At 65.0% G+C, this 22,020-nt stretch carries 18 protein-coding genes, 1 tRNA gene and 1 pseudogene; 8 read left to right on the top strand and 12 right to left on the bottom strand.

The genetic code is table 11. The features are described 5' to 3' along the window. Window positions 1–431: 431 nt before the first annotated feature. Window positions 432–1,106, bottom strand: coding sequence for a hypothetical protein (locus HD595_RS18605; protein WP_253770698.1), 675 nt, complete (start codon window positions 1,104–1,106; stop codon window positions 432–434). 429 nt (window positions 1,107–1,535) lie between these two features. Between HD595_RS18605 and HD595_RS18600 the strand changes: the two genes are divergently transcribed. Beyond that, window positions 1,536–1,621, top strand: a tRNA-Leu gene (locus HD595_RS18600). On the opposite strand, the gene HD595_RS18595 is transcribed toward HD595_RS18600, so the two are convergent. The 3 genes from HD595_RS18595 to HD595_RS18590 are packed head-to-tail and all read right to left on the bottom strand — an operon-like array spanning window position 1,603 to window position 2,384. Continuing rightward, a complete protein-coding gene (locus HD595_RS18595) occupies window positions 1,603–1,785 on the bottom strand; it encodes a hypothetical protein (RefSeq protein ID WP_253770696.1) in 183 nt (60 codons plus the stop codon). The two genes, HD595_RS18600 and HD595_RS18595, sit on opposite strands and share 19 nt — an antisense overlap. Next, window positions 1,739–1,930: a hypothetical protein gene (locus HD595_RS47245; protein WP_420540712.1), complete on the bottom strand. Its 192-nt coding sequence runs from the start codon at window positions 1,928–1,930 to the stop codon at window positions 1,739–1,741. The genes HD595_RS18595 and HD595_RS47245 overlap by 47 nt, the downstream gene beginning before the upstream one ends. Continuing rightward, window positions 1,845–2,384, bottom strand: coding sequence for a recombinase family protein (locus HD595_RS18590; RefSeq protein ID WP_308211179.1), 540 nt, complete (start codon window positions 2,382–2,384; stop codon window positions 1,845–1,847). The genes HD595_RS47245 and HD595_RS18590 overlap by 86 nt, the downstream gene beginning before the upstream one ends. Window positions 2,385–2,636: 252 nt before the next feature. On the opposite strand from HD595_RS18590, the gene HD595_RS18585 reads away from it, so the two are divergent. Next, complete coding sequence (locus tag HD595_RS18585; protein ID WP_253770692.1) at window positions 2,637–2,951, top strand: hypothetical protein; 315 nt, start codon at window positions 2,637–2,639, stop codon at window positions 2,949–2,951. Between the two features lie 87 nt (window positions 2,952–3,038). Further along, entirely contained in the window at window positions 3,039–3,392 is a 354-nt protein-coding gene (locus tag HD595_RS18580) for a hypothetical protein (RefSeq protein ID WP_253770690.1), read from the top strand. A 229-nt stretch (window positions 3,393–3,621) separates the two neighbouring features. On the opposite strand, the gene HD595_RS18575 is transcribed toward HD595_RS18580, so the two are convergent. The 8 genes and pseudogenes from HD595_RS18575 to HD595_RS18540 all read right to left on the bottom strand — a co-directional run. Continuing rightward, a complete protein-coding gene (locus HD595_RS18575) occupies window positions 3,622–4,428 on the bottom strand; it encodes an LLM class flavin-dependent oxidoreductase (RefSeq protein WP_253770688.1) in 807 nt (268 codons plus the stop codon). Window positions 4,429–4,858: 430 nt separating this feature from the next. Continuing rightward, on the bottom strand, window positions 4,859–6,301 hold the full coding sequence (locus tag HD595_RS18570) for a protein kinase domain-containing protein (RefSeq protein WP_253770685.1): 1,443 nt from the start codon (window positions 6,299–6,301) through the stop codon (window positions 4,859–4,861). 15 nt (window positions 6,302–6,316) lie between these two features. Then, window positions 6,317–8,125, bottom strand: a complete 1,809-nt coding sequence (locus tag HD595_RS18565) for an N-6 DNA methylase (RefSeq protein ID WP_253770682.1) — start codon at window positions 8,123–8,125, stop codon at window positions 6,317–6,319. Beyond that, window positions 8,125–8,841, bottom strand: coding sequence for a M48 family metallopeptidase (locus HD595_RS18560; protein ID WP_253770680.1), 717 nt, complete (start codon window positions 8,839–8,841; stop codon window positions 8,125–8,127). The genes HD595_RS18565 and HD595_RS18560 overlap by 1 nt, the downstream gene beginning before the upstream one ends. Window positions 8,842–8,848: 7 nt before the next feature. Then, window positions 8,849–12,004 (bottom strand): type I restriction endonuclease subunit R, encoded by a 3,156-nt coding sequence (locus tag HD595_RS18555; protein WP_253770678.1) that lies wholly within the window; start codon window positions 12,002–12,004, stop codon window positions 8,849–8,851. Between the two features lie 90 nt (window positions 12,005–12,094). Further along, window positions 12,095–13,225, bottom strand: coding sequence for a restriction endonuclease subunit S (locus tag HD595_RS18550; RefSeq protein ID WP_253770676.1), 1,131 nt, complete (start codon window positions 13,223–13,225; stop codon window positions 12,095–12,097). 103 nt (window positions 13,226–13,328) lie between these two features. After that, a complete protein-coding gene (locus tag HD595_RS18545) occupies window positions 13,329–15,314 on the bottom strand; it encodes an N-6 DNA methylase (RefSeq protein ID WP_253781228.1) in 1,986 nt (661 codons plus the stop codon). Between the two features lie 18 nt (window positions 15,315–15,332). After that, window positions 15,333–15,773: pseudogene (locus HD595_RS18540) on the bottom strand (type I restriction-modification system subunit M N-terminal domain-containing protein); the annotation flags it as partial. 317 nt (window positions 15,774–16,090) lie between these two features. Here HD595_RS18540 and HD595_RS18535 point away from each other — a divergent pair. The 5 genes from HD595_RS18535 to HD595_RS18515 all read left to right on the top strand — a co-directional run bounded on the left by HD595_RS18535 (window position 16,091) and on the right by HD595_RS18515 (window position 21,971). Then, window positions 16,091–18,649 (top strand): HelD family protein, encoded by a 2,559-nt coding sequence (locus HD595_RS18535; protein WP_253770675.1) that lies wholly within the window; start codon window positions 16,091–16,093, stop codon window positions 18,647–18,649. A 78-nt stretch (window positions 18,650–18,727) separates the two neighbouring features. Beyond that, window positions 18,728–19,888, top strand: coding sequence for a serine/threonine-protein kinase (locus HD595_RS18530; RefSeq protein ID WP_253770673.1), 1,161 nt, complete (start codon window positions 18,728–18,730; stop codon window positions 19,886–19,888). 64 nt (window positions 19,889–19,952) lie between these two features. Then, a complete protein-coding gene (locus HD595_RS18525; RefSeq protein WP_253770672.1) occupies window positions 19,953–20,405 on the top strand; it encodes a PIN domain-containing protein in 453 nt (150 codons plus the stop codon). A 15-nt stretch (window positions 20,406–20,420) separates the two neighbouring features. Then, window positions 20,421–20,870 carry a PASTA domain-containing protein gene (locus HD595_RS18520; protein ID WP_253770670.1) on the top strand — a complete coding sequence of 150 codons (450 nt, stop codon included), beginning with the start codon at window positions 20,421–20,423 and terminating at the stop codon, window positions 20,868–20,870. A gap of 432 nt (window positions 20,871–21,302) precedes the next feature. After that, window positions 21,303–21,971, top strand: a complete 669-nt coding sequence (locus tag HD595_RS18515; RefSeq protein WP_253770669.1) for a Crp/Fnr family transcriptional regulator — start codon at window positions 21,303–21,305, stop codon at window positions 21,969–21,971. The last annotated feature ends 49 nt before the right edge of the window (window positions 21,972–22,020 follow it).

Genomic DNA, 22,020 nt, shown 5'->3' with positions numbered 1-22,020 from the left:
GCCCGTCTCGGACGGGAACCATGACTCTCGCCCGTGTCGCCTCGCCCGATCCGGTCGACGGCCCCTTCGCGTGCCGGCCGCTTCCCGGCGACGAGCGCCTTCGCCGGACGACCGCCCTGGCGTGGCGGGCGTCCTGCCTGACTGCTCGCCGTGGTGTGACGAGCGTCCCGCGTGGGGCCCGTCCTTGTGCGGCGGGCGCCCTGCGTGGCAGGCGTCTGGCTGCGTCGGCCGCGGGCCATGCAGGCCGGTGGCGCGTGGAACCGTGACAGTGCCGGACGAGTGGAACCGGAGGGAACCCGCCGGTCCCGGGCGATCGGGACCGGGGTGGAACCTGCCGGTCCCGGGCGAGCGGAACCTTGGGGGTTCCGGGCGAGTGCGGGCCATGGCCGCGCTCCGCCGCCGGCCCGTGGGGACCGGCCGCTACGGCGGGGTCAGTCAGGTGAGAAAGAAGGGTCGTCCGCCGCTGTGCGGACGACGGGGGGAAGCTCGCGAGCCACGACGACGCGCCTGGCCTGAAGCCCCGGGTCGTACACGGACCTCGCGATGTCCCCCATGCCCGGCCCGAACGGGCCGCCACCGCCGCCGGGCACCAGTCCGTCGGTGCCCAGGATCTTGCTCGCGGTGGAGGAGGGCGGCAGGCCGGGGTCGGACTGGCTGGTCAGCCCGTCGACCGTGCGCCCTGCCATGGCCTCGGCGTCGTCCGCCGCCGAGATGCCGCCGTCGCCCGTGGGGAAACCGTCCATGATGGACCCGGTGACGGCGTGAGAGGTGCTGGAGCGGGAGTCGTCGCGTGCGGTGACTCCCGTGGCGGCTCCGCCCGCCGCGTCTGCCGCGTCTGCCGCGGCCAGGTGCGCCGCCGCTGTGCTCGCGGCGGCCGGCGTGGCGGAGAAGAACATCCCGAACAGGACGGCGAGCAACCAGCCGGCGGCGATCACGCCTCCGGCCACGGCCGCCCGCGCGACCACCCGGCGGGCACCGGCCGCGAACCGCGCCATCCGGTCCGCCCGCTCGGTGATCGCCTCGCCTGCCGGGACGGCCACGGGCACGGGCGCGCCGAAGACGGCTCGGGCCATCGCCCTGGGCCGTCGCACCGGCGTGCGTGTCACGTGACCTCCCGAAGCTCCGGAACCGGCCTCACGTCGTGAGGCCGGTTCCTGGACTCACCCCTCAACGGTCCGTAACCGTAGCAGCACCCAAGGTGATCGCAAGCCGTTTTCAGCGGAGACCCATGAATCAGTCAAGCCCCAGCGGCACCAAGCCTCACCAATCACCACGAACCGCCCGACGGTCGTTCTCCCGACGCTCCGAGGCCGGTTGTCGCGCCCGATGGGGAGCCGAAGGGGCCTGCGCGCGAGACTCCGCCGGACGCGGAAAGCCCCGCACGGCGGGCCGTCCGGCAGCGCGCGGGGCGCTCTCGCACCGCCCGCCGGACGCCAGGTCACCCGCTCTCTCAGATTCGCGGTATCACGCACCCCTCAGAGTTTGCTAACCTAACTGAGCCGACGCGAGATGACGGTCCCGCGTGCAGGCACCAAGTCCGGGTGGCGGAATAGGCAGACGCGCTAGCTTGAGGTGCTAGTGCCCAGTGATGGGCATGGGGGTTCAAGTCCCCCCTCGGACACACACCGCTCGCACATGTGGGGGTTCCGGTTCGACCCGGGCCCCCACATACTGCTTTTCCGGGTAGTACGTGAGCTTTAGCCCCAGCTGCGTGTAGAGCTCGGCCTTGTCGTCGGGATCAGCCTGTCCGACGAGCCGCACCAAGTCGCCGACCTTCTCGATCATCGACCTGATCTCCGCGACGCTGATGGGCTGGGCGACCGAAATCGCCTTCAGTTCGCCCTCTAGGCGCGGTCGCGTTGACGATGGCGTACTGAGCGGGGAAGCGGCACCGATAGTAAGCCTGCCGATTGTTCCAGTTGCCCTGCATACGGCGCTCGCAGTACCCACAGAACAGCACGCCCCGGAAGGCGTAGGGACGGCCGTGTGGGGTGGGGTCGCTGACTGAACGTGCCCCTGGCACGCGTGGCGAGAACCTCCTGAACGCGTTGATACTCCTCAACACTCACGATCACGTCATGGACAGGGCGCTCCGACCAGATCCACTTGTCCTTGGTGTTCCACCGCTGTTTTGTGGTCGTCCCCAGCGCGACGTTCTCCACATCCAGGAGAATCTCGTCCTTGCGCTGCTTGTTCCACACCTGGCGGCCGGTGTAGCGCGGATTGGTGAGGATCACCCGGACGGCGTACTTCGACCACGCCCGCTGATCCCGATGCTTGTTCCGCTCCGGGTCATAGCGGAGGGCGACAAGATGCCCTGCAGGGTCAGATCCTCGGCGATGTCCAGATAACCGCGCCCCTTGAGGAAGTCGCTGTAGATCCACCGCACCATCCGTGAGGTGACCGGATCGGGCAACAGCCGCCGCAGCCTCCGCCCATCGGCCGCCTTACCGGGGTTCGGGTGCGGACCAGCATCCTGGAGCGTGTACCCGTACGGCGGACGCCCACCGAGAAACCTGCCCTCGGTCGCTGTGATCGCCGCCATCGCGGCTCGCCTGCGCGCGCGGGTCGGCGACGCGGCCGCACCCGGCCTCGTGCCGCTGTGCTAACCGGCCGAGCACCACGACGCCTACCACGTGTACGCGCAGATCCGGTTCTACGCTGAAGACGCCTGCTTCCTCCGGATCACCAACGAACCGATCGGTGCGGGGCCGGTGAAGGCGCTGCATTGGCTGGAGCCCGCGCTCGCTGCGCACGCCGCTTCAGCGCTTCGTCTCAACAACCATAAGAGGTACTTCCACACCCACTTCGCCGGGACCGAGCTGGAGTTCAAGTACAACCTGACACCGGGAACGGACATTTGGGCGACCGCCATGGAGCTGCTGAAGGCTCTGCGTCACGGCGCCCTGGACGGCTGCCGACCAGAATACCGGGATGAACTCCAGACCTAGTTCACTGAGAACCACCTCTTCGATGTCGTTGGGCCCGAGGAGGAACTCGGCTACGCCTCCTTCGTCCGGGCAGCGAATGGCGGGCACGTGCTGAAGCGAAAGTGGTACGCGGAGGACACCTTCGCGCGCCGCGAGCGACTCTCCCCCAATGTGCAGGTCTCCCCGGGCGGCTTCGAGGAGTATCTGCGTGAGGAGATGGGCCTTCAGGTGCGGGCCATGCCGCCCTTCCGCTGCGTCCGCTACGACGTCCAGTGCGAGTCCATGGCCACGGGCCACATTTACGGCATCTTCCTCGACCACTGCTCGCTCCTCGCTGCACCGGACGTGGTGCTCTCGCAATGCGAGGTGGAATACCGGCGCTCGCGCAGTTGCTGGACCACGACCAGGACACGGTGGTGGCGGAGATGGACCGTATCGGAGGCTGGCTCCAGGATTATCTGACCGCTCGCGGGCTGGCGCAGGAGCGTACCTACTATTCCAAGCGCACCTTCCTACGTGACGCAGTCGCCGCTCGACCTGACCTTGGCGCGGCCCGCTGAGGTGAGGCTGTGTTTTGGGCACGCTCTGCTCCGGTGACCGCCGAGGTGATCTCGCGCACCGCCTTGGCACGCCGGGACGCTGTGAGCTTGTGCATCGAGCTGTCCCGAGCCAGACGCGCATCGCAGGTGCTTCACACGGGCGGACCCGCCTTGACGCGCCGCACCAGTCGTTCCATCGACCCCCGGTAACTGTGGAGGTGCTCCAGCCACCACGTGGCGCCCGCGTCGGCGTAGGCCCGGACAGACGAGCCTGGCTCACTCACCCCGATGACCGCCACGTCGAGGTCGCCCGCGTTGACCCGGTGCCGGCGCAGCTCGCCGACCTGAGCGGCCAGGGAGCCGGGCGAGAGCGTCATGCGGCCCTCTTGGTCATCGCCGGCGACGATCCAGCCGTCCCAGCGGGCGGCACGCCGAAGGGCGCCCGGAGCCGTGCCCCCGATCCACACCGGCACCCGGGGCCGCTGGAGGGGCAGCGGCGCGAGCCGGACCCCGTCGACGGTGTAATGAGCGCCCCGATGGTGCACCTCCTCACCGGACCACAGCGAGACCATCACGTCGAGTGCCTCGTCGAGCACCACCCCACCGGGACGCGTTGAGCCGAAGGCGGTGAACTCCTGCCTCACGCCGCCCAGCCCGGCGCCCAGTATCGCGCGGCCCCCGCTCAGCCTGTCGAGCGTCGCCACCGTCTGCGCCAGCCGTTCCGGGCGGTGCCGGGTCACGGCCGTCACCGCCGTGCCCAGCTTGATGCGCGAGGTCACCTGCGCCGCTGCGGCTAACGTCACCCACGGGTCGACCGATGGCATGCCCCAGGTGAAGGCCAAGTGGTCCCACACCAGCACGGCGTCCCATCCAGCGGCCTCGGCCTCCCCGGCGAGGGTGACCAGATGTGCCGGCTCCGCGAGGTCGCCGAGGATCGCGACGTCGATGCCGTAACGCATGCCCCCACCCAAGCATCCGGCACCGACAGTCCCGGTGTGCCGCGATCGCGCCGCGCGGCACCGACGAGCGGGTGAGCGGTGCCCAAGATGAAGCCGCAGAGCAGATCCGGCAGACCCGCGAACAGGCCGACGCTGCTGTCGTCGAGGCCAACGTCGCCGAGCAGGAGGCATGGGGTCAGGCAGCCGCCGTACAGCGGCAGGCCGAACGAGACCCGTAGCGGACAGGGGCGCGATCGCGATGAGGCACTACGGGCTGGCCGCGTCCTTGCCCGTGTTCACAGGTCAAGACGTATAGCACCCGGGTCAAGGTGCAGGGAACCAGCGATCACGACAGGTTGGCGCCGTGGGGCCAAGGGTGGCGACCCGGTCGGTGGCGATGACGATGCCGTGTGCCAGGCCCATATGTTTAGCAGCTGAGCCGATCTACAGATCATCGTGTTGCTGTGAGCAACTGCCGCACGCGCTCCGTCGCTGCATGCTCAGTGCCATAGATCCGCTCAAGATCAGATAGCAGTGCGGTGAGGGTGCGCCGAGCCCGTTCCAAGAAGCCGGAGCTTAGCTCCAGCTCGCCAATCTGGCGCCTCAGCTCCAGAGCTTGCGGGTCATCTTCTTCTGGAACGTCGGCCACCAGCGCCGTCAAGAGGTGCAGTGCCAGGTCAACGTCGCCTAGCTGAGCGTGACATGTGGCCTCCTGGAGCCGGTAGTGGAACGCCTGACCCGGCTCGCTCGACGCCGCCAACTCGCTGAATCCCTGCGCTGCTCGTCGGTAGTCACCCGCGCCCATATAGGCCTCGGCCAGTTGTTCCCGAAGTCCGGGCGCGTCGGGCGTACGGGTGAGGGCCTCCTCCAGCATCGAGGTGGCTTCGGTGTACCGAGACTCCCTGATCAGAGTTTGAGCGTTGCGGCGAGCACGACGAGCGTCGCCGTGGCTGAAATCGTCTCGGACGGCTCGGGATTCTGTCGCTGGCAGTGCGGGGCCGGTCATGGTGGTGCGGCTCAGGGCGCGTGCGTAGAGCGTCAAGGGGCTTGGGAGGGCATCGGTCATGTCGCCCAGCGGCGCGGTACCGGAGAGGTACGGCATGAGCCGCTCGTACACTTCGCGAACGCTGCCGGGCCTATCCGCCGGGTCCTTCTCCACCATGGCCATCAGCAGCTCGTCCAGCCCACGTGGAATGTCAGCCCGGTGCCGTCCGGCCGGCACCGGGGACGTGGTGACATGCTGGGTCTTCACGCTGTAGTCATTGGGCCCGGTGAACAGTCGGTGGCCGGTGGCCGCCTCGTAGAGCACGCATCCCAAGGAGTAGATGTCGGCGTGCTTCGTACTCCGCTTGCCTTCGACCTGCTCGGGAGACATGTACGCGGCAGTCCCGAGCTGCTGTCCGGTCTGAGTGAGCATCGTCATGTCCGCGTCATGTATGAACGCCAGGCCGAAGTCGAGGACCCGAATCGAACCGTCTCTGCAAAGCATGAGATTGGACGGTTTCAGGTCCCGGTGCAGGATGCCTTGCTCATGAGCAGCTTCCAGGACCGTCGCTATCTGGGCGCCGATGGATGCCACCCAGCCGATGGAGAGCGGTGCGTGCTCAGCGATGACGTCATGGAGACCATTCCCGTCGATGAACTGCATGACCATGTAGTGGCGGCCGTCAACCGTTCCGAAGTCGTACAAAGCAGGAACACCCGGGTGAGCGAGGCTGGACAGCGCCTTGGCCTCCCGGGTGAACCTCTGGTGCAGCTCCTCATCGGGGAGAAGGACGAACTTGATCGCCACTCGTCGGTCGAGCACGATGTCGTCGGCGCCCCACACCTCGCCCATTCCACCGCAGCCGAGCCTGAGCGGGTCGAGCCGATAGCGGCCGAGAAAGTGGGACACCAGGCCTCCCGGGGGTTACTCCGGGGTCAGGCTCCCGTCGAGAAGCCCGTCGATCCCGGCGACAACAAGATTATCGCTGATCTCCCGCAACGCTCTTACTGTGTCCTCAAGCGCGAGAAGTTGAGCGAACGACTCTCCGTACCGGCGCTGTTCCTCGATCGGAAGTCTGGGTAGCGACGCCCGCCGTGGATCCCTCCTGACGGCCGAGCTGTGATGGCTCCCCGTGGAACCCTCGGCACGTAGGCAGCCGGCCAGAAAATGGGGGTCAAGACGTTCCGGATCGGTTCGGAAAAGCAAAAGCTGCGAACCGAGTACAGCACCCGCTTGGGTCATCACCCGTGGCAACGCGCCACTGGAAAGGAGCAGGGAGGCGATCACGTCGCCCTTTTGGACGCGGACAAGACCTGGAGTGTCCTGAGTACGGCCGCTGGGCTCTCGGTTGAGCAAGAGGTCCTTCGCCGTGAGCAGGGGAAGGTCACCGCCCTCCGGAAGCTTGAGCGGGCCCTGCATGATGGTGACGACTCCTGCCCGAGCCAGCTCACCGAGGTTGGTCATGACAAGATCCCGGCGGGGTTTCGCCGCGATCCGAGGAAGCCTGAGTTCCTTCACCACGGATGAGAGGCGGTCACTCATCACTGGGTACCCGGAAGTGCGCTCCTGCGTCACTACTCGATGGCTCGTGGTCAGATCGACCTCTTCATCGAGAAGATCGATGATGCGTACCACCCGGCTGTTCTCCGGCAGCTCCGCCTTCTCGCAGTAGGCCCGCCATGCCGTCTCGGCCAGAGACAGATCCTCGCCCGCGTTGACCATCAATACGTCCGACGGCGGCTCACCCCCCTCGACAGGCTTGCGGAGGACCCACAGGTCGGGTGGGCCGCTGGACGCGGGAGCGGCGCCGGGAAAGAGGCTGATGATGGCTCGCAATGTTCCAGCTCTCAGCAGATTTCCTCGGATTCGCCGCCCGGGACGGCGATTGGCAGCCACACTCGGCATCATGATCACGACGAGCCCGCCTGGCTTCACATGCGCCAGGCAGTGTTGCATCCAAGCGAGTTCGGACTCGCCGCGCGGTGGCAGCCCGAATTCCCACCGTGGATCGCTGGTCAGCTCCTCGTATCCCCAGCCGCGCTCGTTGAACGGCGGGTTGCACACCACGGCGTCGAACTGAACACCGGCGAAGGCATCGTCGCGTAGCGAGTCACCGGCTTCGATCTGCGCCTCATAGCCATGAAGTCGGAGCCGGACGCTGGTCAGTCTTGCGGCGCTCTCATTCAGCTCCTGGCCCGCTACCTGGCTGCCATGGGTTTCCAGCAATATCGTGCCGATTCCACAGGCTGGGTCGAGTACCGTGCCGCCCTCCGTACCACCGATCGTGGTCATCAGCCTTGCCACTGCTGGCGGAGTGGCCAGCAGGCGACGGGAATGGAGATCGACGTAGCGTTCGCAGATCCCGTCGAACGCGGCGACTGCGCCCTCCGCCTGCCCGATTTCGCGAGCCTCTCTGGCCAGGGCATCGTCAAGCTCGGCGCTCTCCTCCAGCAGAACCGCACCGACCTCGGCCACTACCTCACCTAGACGCAGATCGTCAGTGCTGCTGCGCAATCGCTGCCAGAACCGTTCCAGCGGCGACACTTCGACATAACGATCATGATCACGAAGCCACTGTTCCACCTCGCTCAGCGAGAAGGCAGGACTTGAAGCAGTGCCGCCCACAGGTTGGGGAAAGTCGTCGAACCGCTTGCGCCAGTTGCTCACCGCGGCCCGACCGACGTCGGCCATCCGTGCGATGTCAACGGCATTGACCAGGACGTCGTCTTGCATCAGAGCCCCTCCTCCGGCAACCAAAGCTCATTTCCGGCACGGCGGAGCCGCTCGCGATAATCCTCATGCCCTGGCAGCGCCCGCTCTACGGTGCTCCAGAACTCGGACCCGTGATCAGGCCTCTGAATATGCGCAAGCTCGTGAACAAGCACGTAGTCAATCAGGCTCGGAGGCAACTGCATGGTGGCCCAGTGAATGTTGACGTGCCCGTCCCGCGAACACGATCCCCATCTGTAACCGAGCGGTCGGACGCGCAATCCGCTCACCTCGACACCGAGCCGCGTCGCCCAAGGACGCACCCGTTTCGACAGCCAGGGGTGACCGACGCGGCGATACCAGCCGACGAGCTCCTTCGCGCTGCCTCCTCTGGGCAGCTCCAGACGCCCTCGGATGAGCCGCACCTCGCCGACGTCCACCAGGCGCAGCCGATAGGAACGGCCCAGATAGCGATATCCCTCGCCTGTGACGAACTCTTTGGCAGGTGGGGCGTCGCCCAGCTCCCGCTTCTCCGCGAGCTTGCCGTACAGCCAGGGCCTCTTGGCCTCCACCACCTTGGCCAACTCGTACTTCGACAGCTGGGGTGGGACGACCGCGGTAATCGAGGCGTCCCGCTCGACGGTCAGGCGCACGCTCTTGCGCCGATCGCTCACCGAGACGGCGACCTCCAGGTCGCCGACTCGCAGGACTCCCGGTATTTCACTCACGGTCACCAGCATGCCAGGGTCAGGCTTTGGGGATCGTCGCGTGGTTGTTCTTGACGGCGTCCCGGGCCTTGTCCGCCACCTTCTCCAGCTGATGGACATCGCCGAGGTCAGCGGTCACGAGGATCTCGAAGATCTCGTCACGGAAGTCGGCGACGTCGGGACGCTTGTCCCAGAAGCCGTGCCGGTGGATGGTCCGGCCGGCCAGCCGGATGATCTCGCGGGTGGCCTTGACGAACCGCTGGTCTTCCAGGTCCGCGTCGGAGGTGGCCAGCTCCTGAAGCAGCACCCCGTAGAGGGCGAATTCGGCGGGGCTGAACTCGTGGGGATTGTCCCGCCGGTCCTCCACCACGTCGGACATCAGGTCCTTGAACGCCAGCAACTGGGCGTCCCAGTCGTCCTTGAGCTCGGTCAGGATCTGCTCCAATCGCTCGCTCAGCAACTGGTAGCGGGCCGGGTCCTGGCCGGCGTTGACGGTGATGTGATGCCGAATGGCGTTTTCCATCTCCGACGCCTTGGCCCGTGAGCCTCCGGTCATCGCCTCGACCCTTTCAGCGAAGTTGGTCGCGGTCAGTGCGATGGGCGGCAGCTGCTGCTCGATGTCGAGCGCGGTGATGTGCTCGTCGATGAGCAGCTTGATCTTCTGTCCGTACGCGCCGGGGTCGAACTCGCCGCCGTCGACCCGGTAGCGCCGGTTCGCGGTGAGCCTGATGACCGCGAAGTGCTTGGCGTCGGCCAGGTACGGCGTGGCCGCCGGATCGGGCAACACCGTGTTGATCGTCCGGGAGAAGCGGGCCAGCTCGACGCCGAACCGGTCACGCAGTTGCGGATCCGCCAGCTCCTGCACGCAGCCTTCGACGTCGGTGTAGTCGCGGAACATCATCCGAAGTCGCTGCCGGCGCGGCTCCAGCTTCCCGATCTCCGTCTTCAGGTCGCGCAGTGCGCCCGAGACGTCGAGGCTCTCGTCGGTCTCGAATTCCTCGTCGGCGTAGATACGCAGCGCCTCTACCAGGTTCTGGGCCACACCGCGGTAGTCCACGACATACCCGAAGGGCTTGTTGCCGGCCGTACGGTTCACCCGCGCCACGGCCTGGAGCAGGTCGTGCATCTCCAGCTTCCGGTCGAGGTACATCACCTGCTCGATCGGCGCGTCGAACCCCGTGAGCAGCATCGACTTCACGATGACGAAGGCGATGTCGTTCTCCCCGAAGGGCCGGGTGAAGCCCTCGATCCGGGTCTTCTGCTTGGCCTCGTCGGTCCACTCGGCGTAGCGGTCCTCGTGTTCGGTGTCTCCCTTGGAGATCACCGGCACGAAGTCCATCCGCTTCAACAGGTCGAGCTGCTTGTGGGCCTTCACGAGCTGGGCCTGGCGCGGCTTCAGTTCTTCGATGGTCCGGGTGAGCAGGTGCGGTGGGAGCTTCTCGATGTCGCGGACCAGCTCGTCGCGGGCCTCCATGAGCGCTTCCCGGTACCGTACGGTCGTCTCCCGGTCGTAGGCGACCACCTGCGCCTTGAAGCCTTCGGGCAGCACCTTGTCCACGTAGTGCCGGAGCATGTGCTTGGCCTTGACGTCTACCAGCTTCCGCGCCGTCGACACGTTACCCTTGGTGGCCCAGCGGGCCTGCAGCTGCAGGCGTTCCTCGTCGGTCAGCTCCTCGAACTCCTCCTCGAAGAGCTCGTCCATGTCCTGGCCGTTCTGCAGCGCGCCCTTGACCTTGATGCCCTCGTAGAGGATCGGCACGATCACGCCGTCCTCCTCGGCTTCACGGAGGCGGTAGGTGTCGATGAACGGTCCGAACAGCTCCACGCTGGTCTTCCGCTGTCCCCGCTTCTTCATGATCGGCGTGCCCGTGAAGCCGATCCTGGCGGCGTTAGGCATGGCCTGGCGAAGGTTGGCGCCCAGTGCGGCCGTGTGCGAGCGGTGCACCTCGTCGATCAGTACGACGATCGACTCGTCGGTGTTGATCTCACCCAGCTCCATGCGGTCCTTGGGCTGACCGCTCTGGTTCTTCTGGATCATGACGAAGACCAGCCCGGGGCCCTTGCGACCGAGCAGGGTCCTGGCCCGTGCCGTGTTCTTGGCGACGTCCACCTTCTCGTCGCTCAGCGCCATCGTCTCGGTGAGCTGGTCCTGCAACTGGGTACGGTCGGTGACCACCACGACCTTGTAGTGCGCCAGCCTGTCCAGCGACCGTAACCGCCGTACCAGGAAGGTCATGGTGAGACTCTTACCGGACCCCTGAGTGTGCCAGATGATGCCACCGCGATGCTCCGGCTCCCCCGTCAACAACCGCTCGACCGCGCGCTCGACCGCCCGGAACTGCTGGTACCGGGGGGCGACCTTGATGGTGACGCCCTCATCGGTGGTCATGAAGGTGACGAAGTTGTGGACGATGTTGAGCAGGTTGTTCGGCTCCAGCACGCCGGCGACCAGGATCTCCTGCTTGCTCAGCTGCTCTTCCGCCTTGTCCAGCCGGTCGGCGAGCTGCTTCTTCCTCATCGGATACGGGTCACGCCACGGCACGTAGTGTTCGAGCTTGGCGGTTAACGTGCCGAGCCGGGCATCCTCACCGCTCGTCGCGACCGTCAGCTGCACCGGCCGGAACAGCCCAGTACGGCTGTCGCGGTAGCGACGAAGCTGGGTCACGGCCTTGTCCAGATTGCTCTCAGTGGTCTTCTTGCACTCGATCACGACCAAGGGGATGCCGTTCACGAAAAGGACGATGTCGGGGACGATCTGCTTGTGACCGCCAGTGCCCGGGACGTCGACGCGGAACTGGTTGATTGCGGTGAACTCGTTGCTGCCCGGACGATTTTCCCAGTCGATGTAATGCACGGTCCTGGACTTGCCGGTCGCCGGGTCCTCAATTGGGATTCCGTTGATCAGCAGGGCGGTCGCCTGCTTGTTGGCTTCCAACAAGTTGGTCGTGGGGATCCGGGTGATGGCGTTGACAGCCTGGCTCACCTTGCGCTCGTCCAGCCAGGTGCCGTTGATCCGCTCGATGGCGTCGCGCAACCTGTCTTCGAGAATCGTCTGGTCGAAGCTGCCCCGGTCCGACATCCTCGGGTAGAGCGGAATCACCGCGCCGTGCTCGGCTCCCGCCCGGTGTTCCCAGCCCATATCTTTGAGCTGTTCGATGAGTGGCTTCTCGACGAGCAGGTATTCATAGTCGGTCACCGTCCGACTCCCCTCGCTAACTGCCTGATTGTCGTTATCCCCCGACAAATCACCCTGCATCGGGGCGACCTTTCATTGCCCCGATAAGGGCTAGAGATCTTCGAGGACGGCTTCCGCCGCGTCCACACGAACCCGCCCAGTCAACAGGTCCTCCATGAGTCCATGTTTGGCGAGCTTCAGTTTTTCAATGATTCGGACTGCAATCTCCTGGCTGTTGTCAAACTCGCGAACGATATTAACGATTCTGAGCTGTCCGCCGATTGGCGGTCTCGGGAAAAGTAGGTGGCGGACGATGCGATCGTTGATAACCTCTCGACCGCTTGAGTTTGTAAGGCGGCGGATCTGTTCGCGAACGCCAGATGAGCCTGCGATGACTATTTGAAGAAAATCAGGATTCATCTGGCGGGAATTCACGGCAATGCGCATCAGATTGGAAGACATGATCCAGCCCTCCTGGTGCTTTCTGACAACAGCCGATCGGCCGACATCGGCCACCCGGGAGAAAAGAATATCATTCTCAAATAGGCGATAAGCCGAAAGGCTGGATGCCTTTGAGCCGGTCACAAAGTAGAGTTCGCCAGGATCGATAGCGCCATCAATGAGAGCAGCGATCGTGACTACCGGCGTACCTGCCTCTACCCAGTCGCTCCCTTTAAGTGATGATCCGAAGGGTCCCGCTTTTAGAAATGGCCGATCTTGTGGCGCGCAGGACTCAAGTGAGACATGTGGGATCGTTCCCTCGCTTGCGAGGAGTTGGTCGATGAGGCGCTCCTTGAGTGCAGCGTGCTTCTTGGGCATCTCGCTCGCGGCGTGGATCTTATCGTCAAATGCGTCGAGGATCTCCGCGATCCGCCACTGCTCGGATGTGGAGGGTAGCTTGATTGGAAGGTTAACGATATCTCGTTGAAACAGATGTGGAATGGAGCTTCCAGAAGTCCGTTCGTTGACGAGAGCCTGAAAAGCTCGGCTGGAAAGGACATGGTAGAGGTAGCGATAGTTGAGCTGACTCTTGGGTCTGACCAGCATCATGGTGCCGTTCAGTGTCGCCTCCGCAGGCAGTTCATCTATCCGAGCGACACGACCGATAGTCCCGTCTTTTGACACGATCACATCGCCAGGGCGAAGTGCAATCTCGGGAGATTCTCGATATCGCTTCCACGACAGATGATCACATGAGGACCAGGATACCTTCCCGGACTCAATATGCTTTCCTGCGATCAAGAAAGGACCATCTGGTACGTATTCGGATGACGATAGCCCTCGCCATCCGATGCGGGCACGTACCTCTGCGTGATCTCCAACGAAGGTCGATATCCATTCTCGGCTAGGCATAGCCAAGCTCCTTCAGGTAGATATTGAGCTGGCTGGTAGCGGCATCACGCTGAGCCTCTAGATGCCTGAGCGTTACTGCGTACTTGTCGGCCCAGGTATGGAACGCCGTCTCGAACAGCCGGCGAGCGACAGCCGTACGAGACTCCAAGCGAGTCGAGAGCTGCAGCCGAAGGACTTCAAGCACGAGGTCGCGGCGTGAGGATTCGTCGAGCGCGCCGACAGCCATGCGGAGTCGCGGCAGGAAGTGCTCCTTCAAGGCTGAGACCTTCTTTTTGGCGGCAGCCGTACGAGACTTCAAGGCCTTGATTTCGGCCTCGGACAGCTGGTCCTCGGCCGGTTCGTCGACCTCTTCGTCCTCCTCCGAGGGCTTGACTGCGGCGGCCTTGAGCTGGGCGTTCAGCTCGGCATAGGCGGCCTCTGCCTCATCGAGTTCCGCGAGGTAGTCGGGGATGAGCGCCGGAACAACGCGATGATCACGGGCCTTGCGCTTCTCGGAGGCGATCTTGGCCTTGTCCCAGTATTCGAGCTCCTCCTCATCCAGCTCGAACGCCGACTCGATCGTGGTGAGCCAGCCCTCGACCACGCCCTCGAAACCGTTGAGTCCCAGAGTCTTGATGTCGTACTGGGCCTCGCCCCACCAGGCGGCCACGACACCGGCCAGCTCGAAGCGGTCGAGGATGCCGACGGGCAGGAGCTCGGTAACGAAAGAGTCGAGAAGGTCGGCGCGGACCTCCATGACCTTGTGGGTGTCGGGCAGTTCGATCAACCGCTTGCTGTGCCGTACCCACCACTCCGCGAACGCCGCCCGCAGACGCGCCTCGGCAGGGGCGGCCAGCCCGGGCAGGCGAGAGGCCGTCGCCTGCCAGCCTTCGGGCAGGAAATCGAAGTAATCGGCGTCTCGTTCGGCGAACAGAGTCGCCGGGTCGATGCCGAACGCCCGGAACAGACCGGCCTTGGCTTTGACCTCGGACTTGGGGATGCCGCCGTGCAGGTGGGCGCGGACGTCCTGTGGCTCGGGCGGGGGAGTGTTGTCGACGTAGCGCCGGATGTTGAGGTTGAAGTCGTTCTCGCGCAGTTCCTCGATGTCCACAACGCGGGCGAAGCCGGGGATGTCCTCGTACGACTCGTAGGCGGCGACGATCTTCTCGGCGTGCTGCGGGTCGAGGTAGTTCTGGGCGCGTCCGGCGGTGAACTCGCGGTCGGCGTTGATGAAGAGGACCTTGTTGTGCCGCGCGGCCGGTCGGGGATCGGTGCCGCGCAGGACGAGGATGCAGGCGGGGATGCCGGTGCCGTAGAAGAGGTTGGGCGCCAGGCCGATGACGGCTTCGAGACGGTCGTCCTGGATGATGCCCTTGCGGATCTCCTGCTCCTTGCCGCCGCGGAACAGCACGCCGTGCGGCATGACAGTCGCCCCGATCCCGTCCGGGGTGAGGACGGCGAGCACGTGCTGGGCGAACATGAGGTCCGCCTTCTTGCCTGTCTCCGGGGCGTAGCCGTACTTGAAGCGTTCCTTGTGCTTCATGTCGGTCGCGGAATAGTTGAGGGAGAAGGGCGGATTGGTGAGCACCCGGTCGAAGCGGGCGAGCTCGCCGCCGTTGAGGTGCTTGGGCTCGGCCAGGGTGTCGTCGTTCTCCAGGAGCGCGTTGAGCACGCCGTGGAGGATCATGTTCATCTTCGACACCGCCCAGGTGCCGCCGTTGTACTCCTGCCCCGCCAGAGTCAGGTCGCGCGAGTCGAGGCCGTGCTCGTCGATGTACTCCTTGGCGTGGATGAGCATGCCGCCCGAGCCGGCGCACGGGTCGTAGACGGCCATGCCCGGTCTGGGCTTGACCAGGCTGACCATCATGCGGACGACGCCACGCGGCGTGTAGAACTCGCCGCCCTTCTTGCCGGCGGAGTCGGCGAACTGGGCGATCAGGTATTCGTAGGCCGCGCCGAGCAGGTCGGGGAACTCGAAGTCCTCGTTGCGGAGCCGCACACGCGAGAAGTGGTCGACTAGCTGCTGCAGTCGCTTGTCGGGGATGGTGGACTGGCCGACCTTGCGGGTGAAGTCGATGTGCTCCAGGACGCCTTCGAGAGCGGCGACGTTCTCTTCCTCCAGGGCGCCGAGCGCCTTGTTGAGCATGTCGCCGACGTTCTTCTTGCGCGACTCGTTCCTAATGTGGCTCCAGCGGGCTTCCGGTGGCACGTAGAACTTGTCACCACGGTAGAAGCCGCGCATCTCGGCCATCCGCTCGGCTTCCTCGCGGCTCTTGCCTTCGGCCACCCGCTTCTCGACGACCTCGCTGCGGACCACCTCGAACTGATCGGAGGCCCGCTACAAGAAGAGCATCCCGAAGATGTACTCCTTGAATTCCGAGGCATCCATCTTGCCGCGGAGGATGTCGGCCGCGCCGAACAGGTGCCGCTCAAGCTGCGGCAACGTCAACTTCGCCACGTGGTGGCCTCTCTGGATCGGTCAGTCTGCGTCGGGGTGCCGAGGCCAGTCTCCCAGCGACCGTGGGTCTGCGCAGTTCGTCCGGGCTGCGGGCGTGAACAGTCTTGTGGACCAGACTCTAGAGACCACGCGCCGTTTTCGTCAACACCTAACATTGCGCCTGTGTACCGACGCCACAATGGTCTAGACTAAATCCCGGAGGGCACCCACCGGTTTTCCGCCTAGTGACATGGGCCACAAGAACTGATAGATCGACTCGACATGCCGTCGTTGGACCGCTCTCAACACCCGGCATCCATGCTTCCCCCGGAGGTCACATGAGCACGGTCGATCGGAATGCGGTGATCGCTGAGGAACAGTTAGCCGTGGATCACATCTACGACTGCGTCGACCAGGACCGGAAGGCCATCGAAAGCTTCCGGTCGAGCACCCTCGGGGATTGCCCGGACGCGGGACTGTCCTCTCATCCGGACCTGCCGAAGGAGTACGGACGCCGTGAGGATCCCGGCCGCCATCCCCTCGTGATCGCCCGGATCGACCTCCTTGAGGATCCCGACGACAAGCTCACCTGGTACATCGGCCGCGCCACCGTACGGGACCCCCAGGGCGACCGGGTGCTGGTGAAGTGGACCTCCAAGGCGGCGACCGCCTGGCGCCTGGCCACTCCCGAAAACCCTGCGGACGTACGGCGGCAGCGTCAGCTCCGCTGCGACGGCCCCAAGGTTCTCGACTACAGCGACACCGAGATCCAGGTGATCAACGCCGAGGGGGAGACCCTCCCGGCTCCGGTCATCGACGACGAGCCCGACCTGTTCCTCCTCGCCGACCTGGACCTCGCGCGTGACGGCGTCATGCGTGACATCGTCGAAACGATCCAGCGCCACCAGCTCAGGCTGGTCGCCGACGAACGTAAGGGCGTGCTCGTCATCCAGGGCGGTCCGGGTACAGGCAAGACCGCGGTCGGGCTGCACCGCGTCACCTGGCTGCTGGACAATGAGCACTTCACCCCTGACCAGGTGCTCGTCATCGGCCCACACAAGGCGTTCCTGCAGTACGTTCGTGATGTCCTGCCGCGCATGGGCAGCCGCGGTGTCGCCACCGTGGACATCGCCGAGCTCTGGCCAGGCAACGTCCGGGGAACCGATCCGGTCCCCGCCCGCCTGGTCAAGTCGGACGACCGGATGGCCTGGGTGCTGCACAACGCCGTCGAGAACCTCATTCGAGAAGATCTCGCCGCCGGGGAGGGCTTCAACTTCCGTGGTGCGCGGCTGGAGATCGACAGGGTCGGGCTCGTCCGGCTGGCCTCGGCGGCTCGTGCGGCAAGGGGTTCCTACCAGGTACGCCGCCGCCGCTTCATCGACACCACCGTCGACTGGCTGCTGACCCAGTACGCCGACGCGACTCGGGTCAAGAAGACCGACGACCGGCTCCGTACCCAACTGGAGAAGGTCGCGGCCGTTTCCACGCTCATCAATCGCGTCTGGCCGTCGTCCAGCGCCGAGCAGATCTATCGGCAACTGCTCGCCGACAAGGACGGCCTCGCGGCCGCGGCCTTCGGCGTGCTCACCCTCGACGAGCAGGCCGCGCTTGTCCGCCCCCAGGCGAAACGAGTCGCGGACGAACCCTGGTCGGCCGAGGACCTCGTCTGCCTGGGGGAGCTCCGATGGCTCCTGACCGGGGAAGACGAACGGCGCTACCACCACCTGGTCATCGACGAGGCCCAGGACCTGACGCCCATGCAGGCCAAGTCGCTGGCCCGCTGGTGCCCGTCCGGCTCCATGACGGTACTCGGAGACGTGGCGCAGAGCACGGGAATTCGCCAGTACGACGTCTGGGAGCACCTGGCCGACATCCTGGCCAGCACCGACGGTTGGCACATCGCCGAACTCGGCATCGGCTACCGGGTGCCGGCCGACGTCATGAGCTTCGCCGCGATGCTGGGAACGAAGATCTCGCCTTCCACGGCGATCCCGGCCTCGGTGCGACCGTCATCGCCGGGCACTTTGGCGATCATGCTGGTCTCCCGGCAACGCATTATCACCGAGACGGTCACCAGGGCCCAGCAGCTGGCCATGAAGGATGGCGACCACGCACGTTCCGTCGCGGTCCTGACTCCGGCGCAGGACGAGTTCCATGCCGAACTCGTCCATCGGATCGCCACTTTCCAGGAGTCGGCGTTGCCGGGAATGGGACAGAGAATCACCGTCATGCCCGCGCACATGGCGAAGGGTCTGGAGTTCGACCACGTCGTGGTGGTAGAACCGCATCTGTTCGCCGAACAGGGTTCGACGGGGCTTCGGCAGCTTTACGTCGCTCTGACCCGGTGCACGCAGTCCCTGACGGTGCTCCATTCGTCCCCTCTGCCTGCTGAACTAGGCGGGCCTGTCAAGGTGCCTGTGACCGAGATCAAGAAGACTGACGCTGCCTCTTCGTCCCGGAGTGAGCGGTTCGCCGACGGGGATGAGTTTCGAGCCTTCCTCAAGGAACAGGCGGCTGCCAGGCGGAAACAACCAGCTCACGCCCGTCTCAAGCACATGCTCGCAGCCGAGTTGTACGGCAATGAACGCGAGCCCCTGCTGGATACCGAGTACGCCGACATCATCTGTGAGGACGAGCGCGGGCTCGGGTTCTACGTGATCTCAGCGCAGCACGTCGACACCTATGCCGAGCTCCGTGCCGTGGCGCCCAAGCTCCTGGAAGCCGAATGGGCCAGCGGCAAGTACAAGGAGATCGACCGCCTCTTCCTCGTCCTGCCGAAGGAGCCGCAGGATCTGTGGGCGGTCGACATCATCAAGACCCTCTTCGAAGTCTCGATCATCTGGAAGACCGAGACGGGCTGGGCCGGCCCGTCCGTGGAGGCCGCTCTGGGGCAGTGACGGGCAACCGCCCGACCATTATGTCGGCTCCTCGCGAATGCAAACGCTGGCGTGGAATGCCTACATATCATGCGGTTCATGACTGCCAGGCCCGATGGGGCCGCCCTCCAGACGAGCCTCCGTCAGAGCCTGGCCTGGGCGCTGATACCGGTCTGCTGCTGCGGCGGGTTACCGATCCCGTTCATGATCGGGTACGCCGCCTACCGGCTCCGCAACGCAACACTGTGGATCTTCGCCGCGGCGTATCTCGCGGTCGAGGGAGCGGTGTTCGCGGCCTCCTGGGCCCTCGAGAACGTTCCGAAGGAGGATGCTCGCTGGACCCTGACGTCGATGATCTGGATGGGCACCTATCTCGGCGGCGCGGCGCACCTCTTCGTCCTGGCCAAGCGGGTCCTGCCCCAGAAGAGCCCGCCTGCGGCGACCGTTCCGAGAACCCGGCCCGGACGGGCGACGCCGAGTCGGGCATCCAGACCGACGCAAGCGTGGGTGGGGCCGTACGCACTCCTGTCCAAGATCGGCCAAGGAGGCCAGGGCGAGGTCTACCTGGCTCGCTCTCCGGACGGCGGGCAGGTCGCCGTCAAGCTGTTGCACGCACGAGTGGCCTTCACCGAGCGGGACGACTTCCTCGCCGAGGCCAGCGCGGCCCGCCGAGTGCCGGGGTTCGCGACCGCGCGGGTGATCGACATCGGCGTCGACGACGGCCGGCCGTACATCGTCAGCGAGTACGTCCAGGGGCCCTCGCTCGACCAGCTCATCCGTCGCGAGGGCCCGCGTTCTCCTGACAGCCTGGTCCGGCTCGCCATCGCCACAGCCGCCGCCCTCAACGGGATCCACCAGGCGGGCATCGTCCATCGGGACTTCAAGCCTGCCAACGTCCTGCTCGCCCCCGACGGCCCGCGGGTGATCGACTTCGGGATAGCACGTGCCGCCGAACGGCTCACCACATCGGGGGGCACCAAGGGCACACCGGCCTTCAAGTCGCCCGAACAGGTCGAAGGCCGTCAGGCAAGTCCGGCCTCGGACATCTTCAGCTGGGGCTCGACCATGTACTTCGCAGCAACCGGCCGCCTGGCCTTCGACGGTCCGTCCGTCTGGGCCGTCGAGAACCAGATCATCAACTCCGACCCGGACCTCCGCATGGTCCCCCCACCTCTGCGCTATCTCGTCCAGCAGGCCCTACGCAAGACTCCGTATGAACGCCCAACGGCATCACAACTACTTCTGCTGCTATCACGCTAGAAATGCTTGCATACTAAGTTCACACGTCCTACTCTCTTTGTACGAGAGATACGAGGGAGCTGTGATGCGTACTCTGCGAGCAGGACGAGCCATCCACTTACTGGACATCGAGAACCTGGCGGCGTCGCCGACGCCCGCCGCGACGGAGATCGCGCACACCATGTCGGACTACCTGCGACGGGTTCCGGTCGGCCCTCTGGACCAGTTCGTCGTCGGAGTCAACCCACGATCGCTGGCCGAGGTGGGCCGGGTGATCCACGGCGCTCAGATCCTCACCCGCTCCGGCCCTGACGGCGCCGACAGTGTGCTCACCGAGATGGCCGTCAACGACCGGATCGACCTCCGGTTCGAGCGGGTGGTCATCGGTTCCGGCGACGGCTACTTCGCCGACCTGGCCACCTGGCTGACGGCTCACGACGTGCAGGTCACGGTGGTGTCCCGCACTGGCTTGCTCAGCTGGCGTCTCTACGTCGCAGTCCGCGACATCACTTACCTCGACGCGGTGCTGGCCGCCTGATTGCAGGGAATTCCCATGACCCACCTGCCCCTCATGCCACCTCCTGCGCGTCGCGGGTTCTCCGGCCCGGCGGTCGCTCTGATCGCCGTTCTCGCGTTGGGTGCCGGTTGTGTCGGCGGCGTGGCCGTAGGAAGCATCAGCAGCACGCCGGCCGCCGTCACGTCCCCCACCCGGACAGCCGCCGTGGAGGCGTTGCAGGACACCGGTCTGCCTCCCGCTGAGGAGGAGAAGGGCCGTCTGGTGAAGCTGCCCAACTTCAAGGGGCAGAACGCCGCAATCGCCCGCCAGTGGCTGGTGGACCGAGGTTGGAACGAATTCAGCGACATCAAGCTCGGCTCTCAGGACCGCTACGAGACCATGGTTGTCCTGCCGGAGAACTGGACGGTGACCAAGCAGTCCCACAAGGCCGGCAGCGAAGTCGAAGTCGGCACAACCATCGTGCTCACCTGCACGAAGGCGTCCTGACCGCCTCGCCCATCCTGCGCAGGCCTACACGAGGACAGCGCGAACAAGCCGTTCGATCCAGGCGCTCGCCGTTCGCGCGCACAGCGCTGGACACCAGTGCCCACAACATGCTGCGCCTGGAGCCACTATCCGATAAGTACATATATCGCAGTACCGAATAAACGTGCCCCCTAGCGCATAAGCGACACGTCGACACGCCGATGATCACCAGGTCGCGCCAACCATAGGAACAATGTTCCGTTATCCCGAAAAACTCGCAGCACCTTCGGGGATAAGCCGGACAAAAGCCCTATATCTGTGCTGTGATGACCATCTGGACCTGGCCTCCAGATATCCCAGGGTGTAACTTCTAACAGCTTCACATCGATGATCCAAGGCGCTTAATCAGTGATAAATGGTCAGATTCCTGCCAGTTGGCCCATTGGCACCCTTATGGACAGGCTCAGCCCAGAAGAGCGAACGGAGCTACTGGCCCTCGCACCGTCGTCCCCTAAGCCGGCCGGCGAACCACTCATATACCAAGGAGATCGAGACAGATCCGAGGTCTATCTACTGAGGTCCATCCCAGGTCAGCCGCTCACGGCATGCGTGAAGGTGACGGCCTACCTGGAATCCGGTGGAGCGGCCATGTTGGGCATCCGCGTCAGCGGCGATGTGGTCGGAGAACTGGCAGCTCTGCGCAGGGAGCCGAGATCGGCCATGGTGACCACGTGCAGTCCGATGTTGGTGCACGCCATCCGCGCGCAGGCGTTCATCGACTTCCTTGATCGCCACCCGGCGGCATGGAATGCGCTGGCCAGGATGATCGCCGACCGGCTCGACTGGGCCAACCGGAGAAGAACCGACTTTGCCCAGTTCAGCGTGCCCGTAAGGGTCGCGAACGTGCTCGTGGAGCTCTCTGACAGACACGGAGCCGACAGGGCCGACGGAAAACGAGAGCTGGGAGTCGATCTTACCCATGAGGAGATCGCCAATCTCGTCGGTGCGAGAAAAGACGCTGTCTTCAAAGCCATCCGACGTTTCAAGGAACTCAAACTGATCGATCCCAGTCATCGCCGGAAGCTGGTCATTGATCCAATCGGTCTGGCGACTTTCCGCTAAAGCGTACTGGTACGTCTTGAGGCGATGTGATCTTCGCCAGACTCTATCC

It is taken from the genome of Nonomuraea roseoviolacea subsp. carminata (assembly GCF_024172185.1).
Taxonomy (GTDB): domain Bacteria; phylum Actinomycetota; class Actinomycetes; order Streptosporangiales; family Streptosporangiaceae; genus Nonomuraea; species Nonomuraea roseoviolacea.
Note: the sequence above shows the minus strand (reverse complement) of the source record. Positions and strands in the feature narration are given on the sequence as shown.

Bases quoted from the DNA above. Each gene is read 5' to 3' on its own strand.
- HD595_RS18595 (WP_253770696.1), bottom strand. From the start codon at position 1,785: ATGATCGAGAAGGTCGGCGACTTGGTGCGGCTCGTCGGACAGGCTGAT.
- HD595_RS47245 (WP_420540712.1), bottom strand. From the start codon at position 1,930: ATGCAGGGCAACTGGAACAATCGGCAGGCTTACTATCGGTGCCGCTTC.
- HD595_RS18575 (WP_253770688.1), bottom strand. From the start codon at position 4,428: ATGCGTTACGGCATCGACGTCGCGATCCTCGGCGACCTCGCGGAGCCG.
- HD595_RS18565 (WP_253770682.1), bottom strand. From the start codon at position 8,125: ATGCAAGACGACGTCCTGGTCAATGCCGTTGACATCGCACGGATGGCC.
- HD595_RS18560 (WP_253770680.1), bottom strand. From the start codon at position 8,841: ATGCTGGTGACCGTGAGTGAAATACCGGGAGTCCTGCGAGTCGGCGAC.
- HD595_RS18535 (WP_253770675.1), top strand. From the start codon at position 16,091: ATGAGCACGGTCGATCGGAATGCGGTGATCGCTGAGGAACAGTTAGCC.
- HD595_RS18530 (WP_253770673.1), top strand. From the start codon at position 18,728: ATGACTGCCAGGCCCGATGGGGCCGCCCTCCAGACGAGCCTCCGTCAG.
- HD595_RS18525 (WP_253770672.1), top strand. From the start codon at position 19,953: ATGCGTACTCTGCGAGCAGGACGAGCCATCCACTTACTGGACATCGAG.
- HD595_RS18520 (WP_253770670.1), top strand. From the start codon at position 20,421: ATGACCCACCTGCCCCTCATGCCACCTCCTGCGCGTCGCGGGTTCTCC.
- HD595_RS18515 (WP_253770669.1), top strand. From the start codon at position 21,303: ATGGACAGGCTCAGCCCAGAAGAGCGAACGGAGCTACTGGCCCTCGCA.